Origin of the sequence: Arenibaculum pallidiluteum (assembly GCF_017355985.1) — a bacterium.
Taxonomy (GTDB): domain Bacteria; phylum Pseudomonadota; class Alphaproteobacteria; order Azospirillales; family Azospirillaceae; genus Arenibaculum; species Arenibaculum pallidiluteum.
Map to the genome: position 1 here is coordinate 163,716 of NZ_JAFIQU010000004.1, position 17,726 is coordinate 181,441.

The following is a 17,726-nucleotide window of genomic DNA, read 5'->3' on the forward strand; positions in this document are numbered from 1 at the left end:
TCCTGAGCTGAACCGTCCCTGAGCCGAGCCGTCCCTGAGCTGAACCTCACTCAGCTGAACTTCCCCGGCCCCGCCCGCGCGGGTCGGGGACCCAGGGACGGTCGCCGCGGAAGGCGCGGACGGTCTCGACGCGCACGCCTTCCGGCACCAGGTAGACCGCAATGCCTCCGTCCCGCTGCGGCCCGGAGGCGTCGACAAGCGCTGGCGCGCGGCACGCCCGCCCCGGTGGCACCAGGCTGACGACGACCGCCGCGCTGCGGCAGTCCTCTGCCAGCGCCTCTCGGCTCCGGACGATGGCGACGGTCCGGCCGTCCGGAGCTGCCCACAGGCAACCCAGCGCGTCGCAGCGGATCCCGTCCCGCGCCCCGGCGCCTGGGGCTGGCCAGATCCGGGCCACGGACTGGCCGTTGCGTCGAAGCCAGACATCGCCGTCGAAGCGCTCGGCGCCGGCCGTCGAGAAGGCCAGCTGCCCATCCGCGCCGCGCAGCGCGACCAGCTTCCCCTCAGGCCCGACCAGGAGGTCCGGACGTTCGGCGAGCGCCGGCGAAGCGAGTCCCGCCGCGATCGCCAGCAGGCCGAGCAAGCGCGGCCGCCGTGTCCAGATCAGCAGCCAGACGAGGCCCAGTCCGACCAGGCACAGGCCCCATGCCGGCATGGCCGGCACCGCCAGGGCCGCCCCCGGCAGCCCAGCTGTCCAGCGCGCAACGGCGAGGATGGCCTCGATGCCCCAGCCCATCAGGGACAGCGGCAATCCCTCGACCCCGAAGGGCAGTGCGAGACAGACCAGCAGGCCCATCGGCATGACCCAGAACGAGGTCAGCGGGACGGCCAGCATGTTGGACAAAATCCCGTAGAGCTGGATCTGCTGGAAGTGAAAGAGCGAGAAGGGCAGCGTGGCCGCGCCCGCGACAAGCGAGGTGAGCGCGACGCCTCCAAGATAGAGAGCCGCCCCCCCGACCGCACCGAGGCGCGATCGCCACTCGGCGATGCGCGGGCTGAGCACCTCGTAGGCTGCGATCAGGGCGGCCACGGCGGCGAAGCTCATCTGGAAGCTTGGCCCGGGCAGGGCCTCGGGAAAGAGCAGCAGCACCACGCAGGCCGCGAAGCCGACCAGGCGCATGCTGAAGGGATTCCGGTCGAGCATGACGGCCGCCAGCACCAGCCCCGTCATCAGCAGGGCCCGCAGCGTCGGCACCGGCGCGCCGACGAGCACCGTGTAGCCAGCGGCCGCGACGAGGCCCGCGGCGGCCGCCCATTTCTTGATGGGGTAGCGCAGCGCGGCCGTCTCGTTCAGGGCCAGCATCGCGCGCACCGCCCCGAAGACCAGCCCTGCGACCAGCCCGATGTGGAGCCCCGAGATCGAGATCAGGTGCGCAAGGCCCGAGGCCCGCATGGCCTCGAGCGCAGCCGTGGGCACGGCGGTCTGGTCCCCCGTCAGCAGGGCGACCGCGAGCCCGCCATCCTCGGAGCCGAGCTGCTCTCCGATGCGCTGCGCGATCTCGCGCCGCAGGCCCGCCGCCCAGAGCGACGGCTGCCACCCGGCATGCGACGGCGCGAGGATCTCCGGAGCGGACAGGGCGTATCCCACGGCCCCGATGCCGGAGAACCAGAGCTGGCGGCCGAAGTCGAAGGCCCCTGGCGCCGCCGGGCCGGACGGCGGCTGCAGGACGGCGCGGATCCGGATCAGCGCCCCGACATCCGGCGCCTCCCTGCCGCGCAGCCGCAGGCGCGCCCGGGCCGGCACGGCCCCGGCATCCGCCATTCGGCGCTCATAGGCCAGGGTGTCGAGCGTGACCCGCGTGCCCTCCGCCAGTGGTTCGACGCGCACGACCCTGCCCTCGACCGGAAGGGGGCCGATCTCGCGGTCCAGCACTGGCGCCCCGACGGCCGTCGCGCGGATCTGGGCGGCCGCGAAACCGAGCGCGACCAGCAACGGCACCATCAGGAGGATCCGTGGCGCTCGCCCAAGGGCGAGGACCCGGGCGACAACGAGTGCCGCCGCGGCGCCCAGCGTGGCGGCGGCGCCCACCCAGAACAATGGTTCGAAGGCGCACCCGAAATAGAGCGCGATCCCCAGGCCGAACGCCGCCGGCATCCAAAGAATCCAGCGGTCCTGCTCGGCGGCGAGCCACTCCCGCAGCCGTCCCGGCGCCCGCAGGACCGGCGCATCCGCGCGGTCTTCGAAGATCGTCTGGACCATTCGGGGATCATGGCCTTACGCCCGACGCGGCGCCACCCCGGCGCCATGGGAAACCGCCGGAAAATGAGGCGTCGCCAAGTTGCCAATGCCGCGCTGCGGCAGTATCCTCCGTCCGCCATCAGGGAACGGGGATCAGCCCCCTTCAGAAGGATTCTTGAAAATGACCCAAAAGACGGTGACGCTCATCGATAACAGCACCGGCAAAAAATATGAGTATCCCGTTCTGGAGGGAACTGTCGGCCCCGCTGTCATCGACATCCGGAAATTGTATTCGGATACTGGATACTTCACCTTCGATCCCGGCTACACCTCGACCGGCAGCACAGAGTCACAGATCACTTACATCGATGGCGACAAGGGCATTCTTCTGCACCGCGGTTACGCCATCGAGGACCTCGCCGAGCACAGCGATTTCCTGGAGGTCTGCTACCTGCTGCTCAACGGCGCCCTGCCGACCCAAAAGGAGCGCGAGCAGTTCGAGCACACGATCACGCACCACACCATGGTGCATGAGCAGCTGACGGCCTTCTACCGCGGCTTCCGCCGCGATGCGCACCCGATGGCGGTGCTGTGCGGCGTCACTGGTGCGCTGTCGGCCTTCTATCACGACAGCACGGACATCAACGATCCGCAGCAGCGGCTCATCGCCTCGCACCGGATGATCGCGAAAATTCCGACCATCGCGGCGATGGCCTACAAGTATTCGATCGGCCAGCCCTTCGTTTACCCGCGGAACGACCTCAGCTTCGCCGAGAACTTCCTGCACATGATGTTCGCGGTCCCCTGCGAGCCGTACCGGGTGAACCCGGTGGTCGCCAAGGCGATGGACCGCATCCTGATCCTGCACGCCGACCACGAGCAGAACGCCTCGACCTCGACGGTGCGTCTGGCCGGCTCCTCGGGTGCGAACCCCTTCGCCTGCGTTGCGGCCGGCATCGCCTCGCTCTGGGGCCCCGCCCATGGCGGCGCCAACGAGGCGGTCCTTAAGATGCTCCAGGAGATCGGCAGCAAGGACCGCATCCCCGAGTTCGTGCGCCGTGCCAAGGACAAGAACGACAACTTCCGCCTGATGGGCTTCGGGCACCGCGTCTACAAGAACTACGACCCCCGCGCCCAGGTCATGCGCCGCACCTGCCATGAGGTCCTGGCCGAACTCGGCATCAAGGACGAGCCGCTGCTCGACATCGCCATGGAGCTCGAGCGCATCGCGCTCGAAGACGACTACTTCATCGAGAAGAAGCTGTACCCGAACGTCGACTTCTACTCGGGCATTATCCTGAAGGCGATCGGCCTGCCGACCAGCATGTTCACCGTGCTGTTCGCCGTGGCCCGCACCGTCGGCTGGATCGCTCAGTGGAAGGAGATGATCGAGGACCCGCAGCAGAAGATCGGCCGTCCGCGCCAGCTCTATACGGGCCAGACCCATCGGGCCTATGTGCCCGTGGGCCAGCGTGGCTAACCGGCCGAAATCGGACTCGACCAGGGGCGGGCCTCCGGGGTCCGCCCCCTTCTCCCGCGCGGCCGTCGTCCAGCCAGCGCTCTTCCGCCGGCGGCCGGCCGCCGCGAACGACAACAGGATGCCGCCGCGGGTCAGGATCGCCCGGTTCGCGGCGCTCCTGACCCTGGCCGCGCTGGCCTACGCGGCCTTCCTTTCGATCAGCTCGATCTTGTAGCCGTCGGGATCCTCGATGAAGGCGATCACCGTCGTGCCGTGCTTCATGGGACCCGGCGGACGCGGAATCTTCACGCCCTCGGCGGCCAAGCGCTCGCACGCGCCGTAGATGTCGGGTACGCCGATCGCGACGTGCCCGAATCCCGACCCGATCTCATAGGGTTCCTTCTGGTCCCAGTTGTGGGTCAGCTCGATCACGGTGTGGTCGCGCTCGTCGCCATAGCCGACGAAGGCGAGGGTGAACCGGCCCCCTTCGTAATCATGGCGCCGCAGGAGCTTCATGCCGAGCAGCCGCGTGTAGAAATCGACCGACCGGTCGAGATCGAGGACGCGGATCATCGTATGAAGCATCTGGAAGCTGCTGGTGTCGGGCATTTTCGCTCTCCTTTTCGACTGGCTTCTATCTAGGCGTTCCGGGCGGGGAATCGAGGGCCGCGCCGCATCGCCGCCAGCACCGCCTCGGCGGCCCGGTCCGCCGGCGGCTGCCCCTCCCGACCGAGCCAGCGCGCGACCTCCGCGGCGCCCTCGGTCTGCGCGCGGCGAGCCTCCGGATCGATCAGCAGCCGCTCCAGCTCCGCCTCGATCCGCTCCGGCGTGCAATCCTCCTGCAGGAGCTCGGGGACGAGGCCACGATCGAGCATGAGGTTCACGAGGTTCACGTAGCGCACCCGCACGAGCCGGCGCGCCAACGCCATGGTCAGCGGCGCCATCCGATAGGCGATCACGGCGGGAACGCCGGCCAGCGCAAGCTCCAGCGCGACGGTGCCCGATGCGGCAAGCGCCGCGGTGGAGGCCGCCATCGCATCGAACTTCGCCTCCTCGCCCTCGACGAGGACCGTCGGGACGGGCCAGTCGCCGATGGCCCGGGCGACCCGGTCGCGGACCGGGCCGACGGTCGGGACGACCGCCCGCAGACCGGGATGTCGCGGAACCAGGCGACCCAATGCCGCCTCGAAGACCGGCAGCAGCCGCTCGACCTCGCCGCGGCGGCTGCCCGGCAGCACGCAGAGCAGCGGCGCCCCCTCGGGCAGCCCGTGGGCCGCCCGGAAGCGGGCAGCATGGCCCCGCCCCGCTCCGCCCTCGACGACCGGATGCCCGACGAAGGTGCAGGGCAGGCCCTCGCGCTCGAAGTAGGGCGGCTCGAAGGGCAGCAGCGCCAGCAGATGGTCGAGGAACCGCGCGATCTTCCGGGCCCTGCCTGGCCGCCAGGCCCAGACCGTGGGCGCCACGTAGTGGATCAGGGGAATGCCGAGCCCGCGGACGCGCTTGGCGACGCGGAATGCGAAGTCCGGCGCATCGATGGTCACCACGGCGTCGGGCCGAAGCCGCCGGATCGCCGCCGCCGCCTCGCCCATGCGGCCCAGCAGCAGCGGCAGGCGCGGCAACACCTCCGCCAGCCCCATCACCGCCAGGTCCGACATGGGGAAGAGGCTCTCCAGCCCCTGCTCCGCCATGCGCTCGCCGCCGACCCCGGCAAAGGTGATACGGGGCTCCCTGGACCGCAGCGACGCCATCAGCCGGCCACCCAGCAGGTCGCCCGAAACCTCTCCGGCGATCAGGAAGATCAGGGGGGCACGTGCGCTCAAGATTCGGTCTCGATGCCGACGACGAACAGGCCCATCCGGTCGGCGGCCTCGGCGACCGCGGAGCGGTCGAGCGTCAGCGTGGCGCCGGCCTGCACTGCGATGCCGCGCAGACCGGCCGCCGCAGCCCGCTCGACCGTCGTAACGCCGATCGTCGGCAGGTCGACACGTGCGTCCTGCTGCGGCTTGCACAGCTTCACCAGGACGCCTCCGGGCCCGCTGCGGCGCAGGGCCCCGCAGCGCTCCAGAAGGGCGTCGGTGCCCTCGATCGCCTCGACGCCGAGGACAATCCCCTGTTGCACCACCACTGCCTGGCCGACATCGAGCAGGCCTAGGGCATGCGCCACCTCGACGCCGCGCGCGATGTCCGTCTCGGCCTGGGCATCGGGGAGAATGGAGCCGAAGGGTCCGGCGGCGCTCAGCAGATCGCGCAGTACATCCTGAGCGCCGACGATGCGGAATCCCTCGCGCTCGAGCTCCACCGTGACGGCCCGCAGGAGCCCGTCGTCCCCAAGTGCCCGTGCGCCGACCTTGGCGAAGAAAGCGGCCGTCCGCAGGTCAGGCCTCAGCTCCGAAAGGCTCGGCCGGCGCACGCGGCCGGCGAGGACGAGATCCCGCGCCTCGGCCTCGCGCAGGGCGGCGAGGATCGCGCCCCCGGCGCCAAGGCGCGCCCACAGATGGGGAATCCCGTCGGTCAGCCCAGGCTCCGCCTGGCCTTCCAGCGCGACGACGAAAAAGGGCCGTCCGGACTGCCGGCACGCCTCCACGAGGCGCCGGGGCAGGTCGCCGCCGCCCGCAACGATTCCAAGCTTAGGCGGCACCGGTCTCCGCCGGCAGGCACAGCGCCCTCTTGCCGCGGGAACGGATGAACTCAAGCACCATGGCGACCACCTGGGACGAGCCGTACTCGGCCTCGACCCGATCCATCCGGTCGGCCATCACGCCCGTGCCGTGGAACAGCTCGCGATAGGCGCTGCGGAGGTCCTTGATCTCCTCCTTTGAGAATCCCCGCCGCTCCAGCCCCACCATGTTGAGACCGTTGAGCTTGGCGCGATCGCCCATGACGAGGCCGAAGGGAATCACGTCGGCTTCGACCCCGGTCATGCCACCGACCATGGCATGCGCGCCGATGCGCACGAACTGGTGGACGGCGGAGATGCCGCCCAGGAAGGCATGGTCGCCCACATGGACATGGCCGCCCAGCGTCGCATTGTTGGCGAGGATCACGCGGTCACCGACGATGCAGTCGTGGGCGACATGGGCCGACGCCATGAAAAGACAGTCGTCGCCGACCCGCGTCAGCATGCCACCGCCCTCGGTGCCGGGCTGCATGGTGACGTATTCGCGGATCTGGTTGCGCGCGCCGATGACCAGCTCCGACGGCTCCCCCCGGTACTTCAGGTCCTGCGGCCGGTGCCCGATCGACGCGAAGGGATAGAGGACGCTTCCCGCGCCGACCCGGGTTCGGCCGGTCACCACGACATGGCTCGTCAGCGTCACGCCGTCGCCCAGCTCGACGTCGGGGCCCACAACGCAAAAGGGTCCGATGCTCACGTCGGCGCCAAGGCGCGCTCTGGCATCGACGTCAGCGCTGGGATGGATCGAAACCGGCATGAAAGGTCTACTTCTTGTCGAGAATCATGGCCGAATAGATGGCCTCGGCGCACAGCGTGCCATTGACCTTGGCCTCGCCCTTGAACTTCCAGACGTTGCCACGGCTGCGGATCTTGGAGACATGCACGTGAACCGTGTCTCCGGGCACCAGGGGCTTACGGAAGCGCGCCTCGTCAACGGTCATGAAGTAAACGAGCTTGCCTTCGGATTCCTTGCCCAGCGTGTGGACCACCAGCACGGCCGCCGTCTGCGCCATGCTCTCGATGATCAGCACACCCGGCATCACGGGATAGCTCGGGAAGTGGCCCTGGAAATACTGCTCGTTGATCGAGACGTTCTTGATCCCGACCGCGCTTTCGCCGGGGACGACGTCGACCACGCGGTCGATCATCAGCATGGGATAGCGGTGGGGGATCATCTCCATGATCCGCCCAACATCGATCTCCGCGACCCTCGACCTCTCGGGCGGCTCTTCCATGCCCTATTCTTCCTTCTGGCGGGTTGCCTTGCCTTGGGCCAGCTTCTGCACCATGGCGACCTGGCGGAAGTGCTGTCGGATCGGAACCGCGGGAATCCCCGCGACCTCCTGGCCTGCTGGCACGTCGCGCATCACGCCGCTCTTGGCGCCGACCCGTGCGCCCGTCCCAAGCGTCAGGTGCCCCGCGAGCCCGGCCTGGGCGGCAAGGACAGAGAAGTCACCCATGCGGGTGCTTCCCGAGACCCCCGCCTGGGCCACGATCACGCAGCCGGCGCCAATCTGCGCGTTGTGCCCGATCTGGACGAGATTATCAATCATGGCTCCCCGGCCGATCACCGTGTCCGGTCCGGCGCCTCGATCGATGGTCGAGTTCGCCCCGACCTCGACGTCGTCGCCGATCACGACCCGGCCGAGCTGGGGAATCCGGATATGGCCGCCAGGGTCCATGGCGAAGCCGAAGCCGTCCTGGCCGATCCGCGCGCCGGGATAGATCATGACGCGGTGCCCCAGGATGCAGTGGCTCAGCGAGGCGCAGGCGCCGATGATGCAGTCGTCGCCGATCTCGACATTCTCGCCGATCACGGCGTTCGCGGCGACGCGGCAGCGCGCACCCAGCCGAGCTCCCGCCTCGATCACGGCACCGGCGGCGACGTCGCAGCCATCGCCCAGCACGGCCCCGGGATCGATGATGGCCGCAGGATGGACGCGCCCGGTGCCGGTCGGCGGCGGGTGGAACGCACGGGCGGCCAACGCGTAGGCCTTGTAGGGGTTCCTGGACAGCAGCAGCGCCATGCCGGCCGGCGCGCGCGCGGCCTGGTCCGGATGCACGACGCAGGCGCCCGCGCCGCTCGCCGCGAAGGCCTCGACGTATTTCTTGTTGTCGAGGAAGCTGAGATCCTCGGGTCCGGCCGCGTCGAGCGGCGCCACGTCGCGCAGCAGCCGCTCCGGGTCGGACCCGGGCGCCACGGCGGCTCCGGCAATCCCCGCAAGCTGACCCAGCGTGAAGGGCCCGGAAGCCTTGAAGAAGCGCGGATCGGGCATGAAGCGGCGCCCTCAGCTCTTCGGGACGGTGACCTTGACGGTCGGCAGCTTCTTGTTCAGGCGCTCCATCACGATATCGGTGACGTCGAGCCCCTTCTCCACCAGGAGGACCTGCTGGCGCGGCAGCACCAGGTTGGCGCGACGCTCGCCGGCGACGTTCGTGATGATCTCGAAAGCGGCGGTACGGATCTGGTTCATGGCCTCCTGCGCGGCCTGGTCATAGGCGCGCCGGCGGACCTGGACGTTGCGCTGTACCTCCACGACCTGCTGCTCGAAGTCGCGGCGCTTCTGCGCGAAGGCGTCCGCCGAGAGCAGCGGGCGCTGCTTGTTCAGCTCCTGGTCGGCGTTCCGGAGCCGCTCCTCCTGCGACGCGATCTCCTTCTGATAAGCCTCCCGCTGCGCGTCGAGCTGCTTCTGCATGGCCTTGGCGGCGGCGGATTCCTGCTGAATCGCCTGGATGTCCACCACGAGGATGATCGGTGTGGCCACGGCCTCGGGCTGCTGCGCCACGGCCGGCGCCGCCGCGAAGGCGGCGGCCAGGAAGGCCAGGGCGACGAAGGGACGGGCGTTCATGATCTCGCTTTCTAGAAACGTGTGCCGAAGCTGAACCGGAAGATCTCGGACCGGTCGTAGTCTTCCTTCAACACAGGAACGGCGAAATCAAGGCGGATGGGGCCGAGAGGCGATCTCCACGAGACGCCGACGCCCGCCGAAAGGCGAAGAGTCTCGTCGTCGCGGATCCCCTCGTCGGAACCGCTGACGTCGACATCGCCCAGAGTACCGAAGTCCGAGAAGGTGTGGGCGGAAATGCCGAGCTCCTCCGGCAGGCCGATCGGGAAGGACAGCTCAACGCTGCCGCGGCCGAAGCGATTGCCGCCAAGGGCGTCCTGATTCTCGCTGATCACGTCGCGGGGACCGATACCCGCGGGCTCGAAGCCGCGCAGGCTGTCGCCGCCGATGAAGAAGCGGTCCGAGATCGCCACCCGCTCGCCCAGGCCTGCGATGTAGCCGATCTCGCCCAAGATGCTGAGGACCGAGCCCGCGAACAGGGGCTGGTAGAAGCCGGCTGCAAGGCGCGTGCGCAGGAAGTACGCGTCGCCGCCGAGGCCGGCCAGGTCGTTGGACAGGCGCACGAAGTAGCCGTCCGTCGGCTGCAGCCGGCTGTCACGCGCGTCGTAGGTGAGCTCCTGGCCCACGGCCGAGGTGATCCGGCTGCCCTCCTGCTCGCGGATGAAGCGCGATGCCGTGCTCGGGATGTCCGTGATCTCGGTCTGAGACAGGGTGTAGCTCAGCCGCTGGCGCAGCCGTTCGGTCAGCGGATAGCCGAGGCGGAAGCCGGCACCGGTGCTGCGCTCCTCGTACGAGCTCTCGTCCGTGTTGTCGCGCGTGATCCGGAACAGGTCGGTGCCCGCCGAGAGGTTGCGCTCCAGGAAGTAGGGCTCGGTGAAGCTGATATCGAACTCCTGGGTCCGGCCGGACACCAGGGCGTTGAAGCGCAGGTCCTGGCCGCGGCCCAGCAGGTTGCGCTCACGGATGCCGAAGTTGGCCAGCGGGCCGTCGGTCGTCGAGAAGCCGCCACCGATCTCGATCTCGCCGGTGGACTGCTCGGTCACGTTGACCGAGATCACCGACCGGTCTGGCTGGCTGCCCTGCTGCTGCGTGACCGTCACCTTCTCGAAGAAGCCGAGGTCGCGGATTCGCCGCTCGGACCGGCGCAGCTTCGAGGCATTGAAGGGATCGCCCTCGACCAGCAGCATCTCGCGCCGGACGACCCGGTCCAGCGTGCGCACGTTGCCGTCGATGTCGATGCGCTCCACGAAGACGCGCGGTCCCTCGGCGATCTCGTAGGTGATGTCGATCGTCTGGTCGGCGCGGTTGCGCGTGATGCGCGGCTGGATGTCGACGAAGGCGTACTGCAGGTCCCCGACCGCGTTCGTCAGATTCGTGATCGAGGTCTCGACCGCCTCGGCGTCGTACCAGTCCCCGCTGTTCGTCGTCAGCGATTCGCGGAGCTGCGCGGGATCGAGGTCCTTGATGCTCGTCTGGATGTCGACCTTGCCGAACCGATAGCGCTCGCCTTCCTCGATGGTGAAGGTGATCACGAAGGCGTCGCGGTCCGGCGTCAGCTCGGCCACCGCCGAGATCACGCGGAAATCGGCGTAGCCGTTCTTCAGGTAGTAACGGCGCAGCAGCTCGCGGTCGTAGGTCAGCCGGTCGGGGTCGTAGGTGTCGTCCGTGGTCAGGAACCGGTACCATCGGCTCTCGCGCGTCTGGATCTCCTCACGCAGGCGGCCGTCGCTGAAGACCTCGTTCCCGATGAATGTGATCGAGCGGACCTCGGTGCGCGGGCCCTCGTCGATCTCGAAGACGAGGTCGACGCGGTTCTGGTCGAGCTGGATGACCTTCGGCTCGACGGTGGCGGCGAAGCGCCCGCTGCGACGATAGAGCTCCAGGATGCGCTGCACGTCGTTCTGCACGCGCGTCCTGGTGTAGACGACTCGCGGCCGGAGCTGGACCTCCTTGTTGAGGTCCTCCTCTTCGATGCGCCGGTTCCCCTCGAAGGCGATCCGGTTGATGATCGGGTTCTCGACCACGGCGACGACAAGGGCATTGCCCTCGCGGCGCATTGTGACGTCCGCAAACAGACCGGTTGCGAACAGGCTCTTCAGCGACTGGTCGATCCGCTCGGGGTCGAAGGCGTCGCCCGGCGATACCGTGAGGTACGAGCGCACGGTCGAGGGCTCGATCCGCTGCGTGCCCTCCACCCGGACTTCCGAGATGGCGCCGCCCTGGAAACTCGGCTGGGCCGGCGCGGGAGCAAGACCCTGCGCCAGCGCCACGGCAGACGTCGCAGTGGTGCACGCCGCCACGAGGCAGGCGGCGAGAACTCTGTTCAGAACCAAGCTTTCCCCCAAACAACCTGGCTGGGCAGCCACCCGGACGGGCGGCTACGAGATCAGGCCGCGGAAGAAGTCCACCACGCGTTGATTGCTCATCAGGTCGTTCCGCGTCGCGAAGATCATCAGCATGAGCACGATGACCAACCCGATGCGGAATCCGTAGTCCTGGGCTCTATCACCGAGCGGCCTACCCCGGGCGGCCTCAACGGCATAGAACATTAGGTGCCCGCCGTCCAGTATCGGGATCGGGAACAGGTTGATCAGCCCCAGATTGATGGAGAGGATCGCCAGGAACCAGATGAAGGGTACGAGCCCCGCCTCTGCCACCTGCCCTGCCATCTGGGCAATGCGGATCGGGCCGCCGAGCTCCTCGGTGCCGCGCGCCCCGGTGATCATCTGGCCGAGCGCCGAGAGCGTGCCGACGGTGATCCCCACGGTCTCCCGCCCCGCGTACCAGACGGCCGCAACAGGGTTGTGGCGCCGCACCTCGGTGGCCGTGCCGGCGACGCCGAGCAGGCCGATGCGGTGCGTCGAGCCCAGCGAATCGGTCTGCTCCACGACCTGCGGGAGGACCGTCACGGCGACCTCGCGCCCGTCGCGCAGGACCGTGAGCTCGAGGGGGGTGCCCTGGTTCATGCGGACGGTCTGCTGGACCTCCTCGAAGCGCTCGACCTCGGCACCGTCGATCGCGACGATTCGATCGCCCGCAAGGAGCCCCGCCTGCTCGGCCGCGCTGCCACCCCGAACCTCGGTGATCACCGGCGGTGTGAAGGCCTGGCCCTGCACCATGAAGACCAGGGCGATGGCGACGATCGCGAACAGGAAGTTCGCAATCGGACCCGCGGCGACGATCGCCGCCCGCTGGCCAAGCCGCTTGTGGTGGAAGGAGACGGCGCGCTCCTCGGCCGTCATGCTGTGCACGCCCTCCGCGGGCGTGCTGGCCGCGCCGGAGTCGCCGAACATCTTCACATAGCCGCCGAGGGGAATGGCGCTGAACTTCCAGCGCGTCCCGCGGCGGTCGAAGAACCCGAAGATCTCAGGGCCGAAGCCGATGGAGAAGACCTCGATTCGGACCCCGTTGCGCCGCGCCACGAGGTAGTGGCCGAGCTCGTGCACGAAGACGAGGACCGTCAGCGCGATCAGGAACTGAAGGAGGGTGTGGCCGATGCCGCTCAGGAATTCCATGGTGCTCTCCCCCTGCGCGGCGCGATCGGCTCAGCGCAGGTCACGACACAGCGCAGCCGCGACGCGCCTCGCCTCGGTGTCGGTCGTCCGGACGCAGTCCAGATCCCGCAGCGGGCCGGCCGGCATGGCATCCAGCGTTCCGCCGACCACCCGCTCGATGTCGAGGAAGCCGATCCGGCGGTCGAGGAAAGCCTGCACGGCGATCTCGTTCGCGGCATTGAGAATAGTGGGAGCGCCCCCGCCCGTTTGCAAGGCAAGGCGGGTCAGGCGCAGGGCCGGGAAGCGCTCGGCGTCCGGCGCCTCGAAGGTCAGCGTCGCCGCCTTCGCGAGGTCCAGCCGCGCCGCCGGAGTCGCGAGGCGTCCGGGCCAGCCGAGCGCATGGGAGATCGGGATCCGCATGTCCGGCGTGCCGAGCTGGGCCAGGACCGATCCGTCCCGGTACTCGACGAGGCTGTGCACGACCGACTGCGGATGGACGATCACGTCGATCTGCGCCTCGGGCAGGTCGAAGAGGAAGCTTGCCTCGATGACCTCCAGCCCCTTGTTCATCAGCGTCGCGCTGTCCACCGAGATCTTGGCGCCCATGGACCAGGTCGGGTGCGCCACCGCCTGCTCGGGCGTGGCCGCGGCCATGCGCTCGCGCGTCCAGGTCCGGAACGGCCCGCCCGACGCCGTGAGGACGAGGCGCGCGACCGAGTCCCGCCGCTCGAAGTCGAAGACCTGGAAGATCGCGTTGTGCTCGCTGTCCACCGGCAGGAGCGTCGCGCCGCAGCGCCGGACGACGTCCATCATCACCGGCCCCGCCGAGACCAGACACTCCTTGTTGGCGAGAGCGACGAGGGCGCCACGCCGGGCCGCAGCGAGGGTCGGCTCCAGGCCGGCGGCGCCAACGATGGCGGCCATCACCCAGTCCGCGGGACGCTGCGCTGCCTCGACCACCGCGCCGGGCCCCGCGGCGGCCTCGGTGCCGGTTCCGGCGAGCGCGCCGCGCAACGCTGTGTAGAGCGTGGCATCGGCGATCACCGCGAGGCGCGGACGCAACGCGCGGCACTGCTCCACCAGCAAGTCCAGATTGCGGCCGGCCACCAGCGCCTCCACCGGGAACCGGTCGGGATCGCGGGCGACGAGATCGACCGTGCTGCACCCAACCGAGCCGGTCGAGCCCAGGATCGTGACGCTGCGGGGCGCCGTCACCACCACGGCCCCCTCGATGCGGCGTGGAGCAGCGCGAAGACCGGGGCCGCGACCAGCAGCCCGTCGACGCGATCGAGAAGCCCCCCATGGCCGGGAATCAGATGGCCGCTGTCCTTCACGCCATAGCGCCGCTTGACCCAGGATTCGAAAAGGTCGCCCATCTGGGAGACCACGGCGATACCGGCGCCCAGCGCCGCAGCGGTCGCCGGCGAGGCGGCACCGAAGCCGCGGGCGATGGCCCATGCGGAGATGCCCGAGGCCAGCATGCCGCCCAAAAGACCGGCCCAGGTCTTCTTCGGGCTCACGCGCGGCGCAAGCTTCGGCCCGCCGATCAGGCGGCCGGCCGCATAGGCGCCGGTGTCAGTGGCCCAGACCGCGAGCAGCACGAGAAGGAAGACACCGAGCCCCGCCGCCGCATCCTCGCGCAGCCAGGCGAGGCCGGCGGCGCCTCCCGCCACGTAGGGCAGCGCCACCGCGATCAGCTTCGGGTGGCGCGCACGGCATGCCTGCCGTGCAGCGACGTACAGCACCGGCGTCAGGACGACCACCGCCAGAAGGGCGCCGCCGCCACCCCAGGCCAGGAGCGATCCGAGCACCACGACCGTGCCGAGGCCCGCCATGCAGCCCGGAGCATGCGGCCGCTCGGGCTCAACGAGGCGGACCCACTCCGCCACCGTCAGCAGGGCGAAGGCCAGGATCATCAGGTGGAAGGCCCAGCCGCCGAGCCAGACGATGCCCAGCACGATCGGTCCGAGGACGAGCGCCGAAAAGACCCGGGTGCGGAGATCCCCCGCCTTAGCGGGAGTTGACGGCGCCGAACCTTCGGTCGCGGCGCCGGAATTCCTGGATAGCATCTTCGAGGTCGCGCTTCCCGAAATCGGGCCAGAGGGTATCGGTGAACACCAGCTCGGCATAGGCGCACTGCCAGAGCAGGAAGTTGGAGATGCGCTTCTCGCCGCTGGTGCGCACCAGCAGGTCGGGATCGGGGATGTCGGCGGTATAGAGCCGCGCGGCGAAGGTTTCCTCGTCGATGCCGTCCGCCGACACGGCTCCGGCCAGCACCTCCCGGGCGAGCTGTGCCGCGGCCCGGGCGATCTCGGCCCGCCCGCCATAGCTGAGCGCGATCGTCAGGTTCAGGACCTTGTTGCCGCGGGTCAGCTCCTCGGCATTGGCGATCATCGACACGATGTCCGGGGCGAGCCGGTTACGGTCCCCGATCACCCGCAGACGGATCCCGTTGCGGTGCAGCTCGGCGATCTCACTGCGCAGGTAGAAGCGCAGCAGATGCATCAGGTCCAGCACCTCGCCTTCCGGCCGGCGCCAGTTCTCCGACGAGAAGCCGTAGAGCGTCAGGTACTCCACGCCCAGCTCACGCGCCGCCTCGATGACGGTCCGCACGGACTCGATGCCCTTGCGATGCCCGGCCGTGCGCGGCAGGCCGCGGGCCTTCGCCCAGCGTCCGTTGCCATCCATGATGACCGCCACGTGGCGTGGCGACGGCGGAAGCCCCTCCGATCCCGACATTCTGGATCAGACCTGCATGATCTCTTTTTCCTTGGCCGCCAACGCCTCGTCGATCTTCTTGATATGGGCGTCGGTCATGGCCTGGACCTTGTCGGCCAGGGTCTTGTGCTCGTCCTGGCTGATATCCCCGGCCTTCTCCTGGCGCTTGAGCATGTCCATGCCATCGCGGCGCACGTTGCGGACGGCGACGCGGGCCTGCTCGGCGTAGCGGGCCGCGACCTTGCTGAGCTCCTGGCGGCGCTCCTGGTTCAGGTCGGGAATCGGCACGCGGACGGTCTGGCCCTCGGTCTGCGGGTTGAGGCCCAGGCCGCTATCGCGAATCGCCTTGTCGACAGCCTTCACCATGCCGCGGTCCCAGACCTGGACCGTGATCAAGCGCGGCTCCGGCACGCTGATCGTCGCGACCTGGTTCAGCGGCATGTGGGAGCCATAGGCGTCGACGGTCACCGGCTCCAGCAGCGACGCCGAGGCGCGGCCGGTTCGAAGCCCCGAATACTCCTTACGAAGGGCTTCGAGGGCGCCGTCCATGCGACGGCCAATTTCGGCGATGTCGTCGGACACTGTCATTCCTCGTCGGTGATGATCGTGAACCTGCCGCGGCCGGCCATCACCTCGGCGAAGGAGCCGGCATCGTGGATCGAGGTTACGAGTATCGGGATTTTGTTCTCGCGCGCCAGGGAAATGGCGGCGGCGTCCATCACCTGCAGGTCGCGGGAAAGGACCTCGAGATAGGTCAGGCGCTCGTAGCGCTCGGCATCGGGGTGCTTCTTGGGATCCGCGGAGTAGACGCCGTCGACCTTGGTTCCCTTGATCAGGGCATTGCAGCCCATCTCGGAGGCGCGCAGCGCGGCGGCGGTGTCCGTCGTGAAGAAGGGGTTGCCGGTGCCGGCGGCGAAGATCACCACCCTGCCCTTCTCCATGTGGCGCGAGGCGCGCCGGCGGATATAAGGCTCGCAGACTGTGGACATCGGGATGGCCGACTGGACCCGGGTATCCACTCCGATCCGCTCGAGCGCGCTCTGCATGGCCAGCGCGTTGATGACGGTCGCGAGCATGCCCATGTAGTCGGCCGTCGCGCGCTCCATCCCCGCCGCGGCGCCGGAGACGCCGCGGAAGATGTTGCCGCCGCCGATCACGAGGCAGACCTGAACGCCCATCCGGGTGACGGAACGGACCTCGTCCGCCACCCGGTTGACGATTTCGGGGTCGAGGCCGTAGTCCCGCCCCCCCATCAGCGCCTCCCCCGAGATCTTCAGAAGGACACGCTTGTAACGGGCGGTTCCGGACATCGACCCCTCTCCTTCCGGTGGCGACGCAGACAGACTAACGCTATCGATAGGTCAGATGTTCCCGCGCCGTCAGGCGCCGCGGGCGGCAGCGACCTCGGCCGCGAAGTCGGCCTGTTCCTTCTCGATGCCCTCGCCGAGCGCGAAGCGGACGAAGCCCGTCAGCTGCACCGGCGCGCCCATGTCCTTGGCGGCATCCTGGACGACCTTGGAGATCTTCCGCTCGCCGTCGATGACATAGGTCTGCTCGAGCAGCACGACCTCCTCATAGTACTTGCGCAGGCGGCCCTCGACCATCTTGGCGATGATCTCCTCGGGCTTGCCGCTGGCGCGCGCCTGGTCCGCGAGGACGTTGCGCTCGCGCTCCAGGGCCGATGCGTCGACCTGCTCGATGGTCAGCGCCTCCGGGCGGGCGGCCGCGACATGCATCGCGATCTGCTTGCCCAGCGCCTCGAGCTTGGCCTTGTCGCCGGTCGACTCGAGCGCGACGAGCACGCCGATCTTGCCGAGATTTGGCGCGATGGCCGAGTGCACGTAGGCCGCGACCACGCCGGAGCCCACCGACAGCCGGGCCGAGCGGCGCAGGCTCATGTTCTCGCCGATAGTGGCGATCAGCGAGGTCAGCTCCTCGCCGACGTTGCGGCCGGCGCCGGGATAGGCGACCTGCTTCAGCGCCTCGACGTCGTCCGAGCCCTGGAGGGCCATCTCGGCGACCTTGGCGGCGAAGCCCTGGAACTTGTCGTTGCGCGCGACGAAGTCGGTCTCGGAGTTGACCTCGACGACCGCGCCTGCGGTACCCGCGGTGGCGACGGCAACCAGGCCCTCGGACGCGACGCGGCCGGCCTTCTTCGCGGCGGCGGCGAGACCCTTCTTGCGCAGCCAGTCGACCGCGTCCTCAAGGTTGCCGTTGGTCTCCGCCAGCGCCTTCTTGCAATCCATCATGCCAGCGCCGGTCTTCTCGCGGAGCTCCTTCACGAGCGAGGCAGTAATTTCGGCCATTGGGGACCTCGTTGAATTCGGTATTCAAGAAAAAGGGCAACCGGACGGTC

The 17,726-nt window shown here is 69.0% G+C and carries 17 protein-coding genes; 1 reads left to right on the forward strand and 16 read right to left on the reverse strand.

What is annotated here, in order from left to right; genetic code table 11:
• Positions 1-46: 46 nt before the first annotated feature.
• Positions 47-2,200: a ComEC/Rec2 family competence protein gene (locus JUB13_RS10745; RefSeq protein ID WP_207478803.1), complete on the reverse strand. Its 2,154-nt coding sequence runs from the start codon at positions 2,198-2,200 to the stop codon at positions 47-49.
• Between the two features lie 160 nt (positions 2,201-2,360).
• On the opposite strand from JUB13_RS10745, the gene gltA reads away from it, so the two are divergent.
• On the forward strand, positions 2,361-3,659 hold the full coding sequence (gene gltA, locus JUB13_RS10750) for a citrate synthase (RefSeq protein ID WP_207478804.1): 1,299 nt from the start codon (positions 2,361-2,363) through the stop codon (positions 3,657-3,659).
• Between the two features lie 177 nt (positions 3,660-3,836).
• Here the strand turns inward: gltA and gloA are convergent, their stop codons facing one another.
• From gloA to tsf, 15 genes are all read right to left on the reverse strand, one after another.
• On the reverse strand, positions 3,837-4,247 hold the full coding sequence (gene gloA / locus JUB13_RS10755) for a lactoylglutathione lyase (RefSeq protein WP_207478805.1): 411 nt from the start codon (positions 4,245-4,247) through the stop codon (positions 3,837-3,839).
• A gap of 29 nt (positions 4,248-4,276) precedes the next feature.
• Entirely contained in the window at positions 4,277-5,461 is a 1,185-nt protein-coding gene (gene lpxB / locus JUB13_RS10760; protein ID WP_407928122.1) for a lipid-A-disaccharide synthase, read from the reverse strand.
• A complete protein-coding gene (locus tag JUB13_RS10765; protein WP_207478807.1) occupies positions 5,455-6,276 on the reverse strand; it encodes an LpxI family protein in 822 nt (273 codons plus the stop codon). Before JUB13_RS10765 ends, lpxB begins: the two co-directional genes overlap by 7 nt.
• A complete protein-coding gene (gene lpxA, locus JUB13_RS10770; protein WP_207478808.1) occupies positions 6,266-7,069 on the reverse strand; it encodes an acyl-ACP--UDP-N-acetylglucosamine O-acyltransferase in 804 nt (267 codons plus the stop codon). The genes JUB13_RS10765 and lpxA overlap by 11 nt, the downstream gene beginning before the upstream one ends.
• Positions 7,070-7,076: 7 nt before the next feature.
• Entirely contained in the window at positions 7,077-7,547 is a 471-nt protein-coding gene (gene fabZ / locus JUB13_RS10775; protein WP_207478809.1) for a 3-hydroxyacyl-ACP dehydratase FabZ, read from the reverse strand.
• A 3-nt stretch (positions 7,548-7,550) separates the two neighbouring features.
• Complete coding sequence (lpxD, locus tag JUB13_RS10780; protein ID WP_207478810.1) at positions 7,551-8,588, reverse strand: UDP-3-O-(3-hydroxymyristoyl)glucosamine N-acyltransferase; 1,038 nt, start codon at positions 8,586-8,588, stop codon at positions 7,551-7,553.
• Positions 8,589-8,600: 12 nt separating this feature from the next.
• On the reverse strand, positions 8,601-9,161 hold the full coding sequence (locus JUB13_RS10785) for an OmpH family outer membrane protein (RefSeq protein ID WP_207478811.1): 561 nt from the start codon (positions 9,159-9,161) through the stop codon (positions 8,601-8,603).
• 11 nt (positions 9,162-9,172) lie between these two features.
• A complete protein-coding gene (gene bamA / locus JUB13_RS10790) occupies positions 9,173-11,491 on the reverse strand; it encodes an outer membrane protein assembly factor BamA (RefSeq protein WP_207478812.1) in 2,319 nt (772 codons plus the stop codon).
• A 45-nt stretch (positions 11,492-11,536) separates the two neighbouring features.
• Positions 11,537-12,673, reverse strand: a complete 1,137-nt coding sequence (rseP, locus tag JUB13_RS10795; RefSeq protein ID WP_207478813.1) for an RIP metalloprotease RseP — start codon at positions 12,671-12,673, stop codon at positions 11,537-11,539.
• Between the two features lie 30 nt (positions 12,674-12,703).
• Positions 12,704-13,867, reverse strand: a complete 1,164-nt coding sequence (locus tag JUB13_RS10800) for a 1-deoxy-D-xylulose-5-phosphate reductoisomerase (protein WP_207479033.1) — start codon at positions 13,865-13,867, stop codon at positions 12,704-12,706.
• The gene (locus JUB13_RS10805) at positions 13,864-14,721 is read right to left on the reverse strand and encodes a phosphatidate cytidylyltransferase (protein WP_207478814.1); all 858 of its coding nucleotides are present in this window, start codon (positions 14,719-14,721) and stop codon (positions 13,864-13,866) included. Before JUB13_RS10805 ends, JUB13_RS10800 begins: the two co-directional genes overlap by 4 nt.
• Positions 14,663-15,340 carry an isoprenyl transferase gene (locus JUB13_RS10810; RefSeq protein WP_236024877.1) on the reverse strand — a complete coding sequence of 226 codons (678 nt, stop codon included), beginning with the start codon at positions 15,338-15,340 and terminating at the stop codon, positions 14,663-14,665. Before JUB13_RS10810 ends, JUB13_RS10805 begins: the two co-directional genes overlap by 59 nt.
• Before the next feature lie 57 nt (positions 15,341-15,397).
• On the reverse strand, positions 15,398-15,919 hold the full coding sequence (frr, locus tag JUB13_RS10815) for a ribosome recycling factor (protein ID WP_328702924.1): 522 nt from the start codon (positions 15,917-15,919) through the stop codon (positions 15,398-15,400).
• Positions 15,920-15,954: 35 nt separating this feature from the next.
• Positions 15,955-16,680, reverse strand: a complete 726-nt coding sequence (gene pyrH, locus JUB13_RS10820) for a UMP kinase (protein ID WP_207478817.1) — start codon at positions 16,678-16,680, stop codon at positions 15,955-15,957.
• 69 nt (positions 16,681-16,749) lie between these two features.
• On the reverse strand, positions 16,750-17,676 hold the full coding sequence (gene tsf, locus JUB13_RS10825; RefSeq protein ID WP_207478818.1) for a translation elongation factor Ts: 927 nt from the start codon (positions 17,674-17,676) through the stop codon (positions 16,750-16,752).
• Between the last annotated feature and the right edge of the window lie 50 nt (positions 17,677-17,726).

Excerpts from the sequence above, each read along its gene's own strand:
- JUB13_RS10805 (WP_207478814.1), bottom strand. The coding sequence starts at position 14,721 with ATGCTATCCAGGAATTCCGGCGCCGCGACCGAAGGTTCGGCGCCGTCA.
- gloA (WP_207478805.1), bottom strand. The coding sequence starts at position 4,247 with ATGCCCGACACCAGCAGCTTCCAGATGCTTCATACGATGATCCGCGTC.
- rseP (WP_207478813.1), bottom strand. The coding sequence starts at position 12,673 with ATGGAATTCCTGAGCGGCATCGGCCACACCCTCCTTCAGTTCCTGATC.
- lpxD (WP_207478810.1), bottom strand. The coding sequence starts at position 8,588 with ATGCCCGATCCGCGCTTCTTCAAGGCTTCCGGGCCCTTCACGCTGGGT.
- tsf (WP_207478818.1), bottom strand. The coding sequence starts at position 17,676 with ATGGCCGAAATTACTGCCTCGCTCGTGAAGGAGCTCCGCGAGAAGACC.
- lpxA (WP_207478808.1), bottom strand. The coding sequence starts at position 7,069 with ATGCCGGTTTCGATCCATCCCAGCGCTGACGTCGATGCCAGAGCGCGC.
- fabZ (WP_207478809.1), bottom strand. The coding sequence starts at position 7,547 with ATGGAAGAGCCGCCCGAGAGGTCGAGGGTCGCGGAGATCGATGTTGGG.
- JUB13_RS10785 (WP_207478811.1), bottom strand. The coding sequence starts at position 9,161 with ATGAACGCCCGTCCCTTCGTCGCCCTGGCCTTCCTGGCCGCCGCCTTC.
- JUB13_RS10810 (WP_236024877.1), bottom strand. The coding sequence starts at position 15,340 with ATGGATGGCAACGGACGCTGGGCGAAGGCCCGCGGCCTGCCGCGCACG.
- gltA (WP_207478804.1), top strand. The coding sequence starts at position 2,361 with ATGACCCAAAAGACGGTGACGCTCATCGATAACAGCACCGGCAAAAAA.
- pyrH (WP_207478817.1), bottom strand. The coding sequence starts at position 16,680 with ATGTCCGGAACCGCCCGTTACAAGCGTGTCCTTCTGAAGATCTCGGGG.
- JUB13_RS10745 (WP_207478803.1), bottom strand. The coding sequence starts at position 2,200 with ATGGTCCAGACGATCTTCGAAGACCGCGCGGATGCGCCGGTCCTGCGG.
- frr (WP_328702924.1), bottom strand. The coding sequence starts at position 15,919 with ATGGACGGCGCCCTCGAAGCCCTTCGTAAGGAGTATTCGGGGCTTCGA.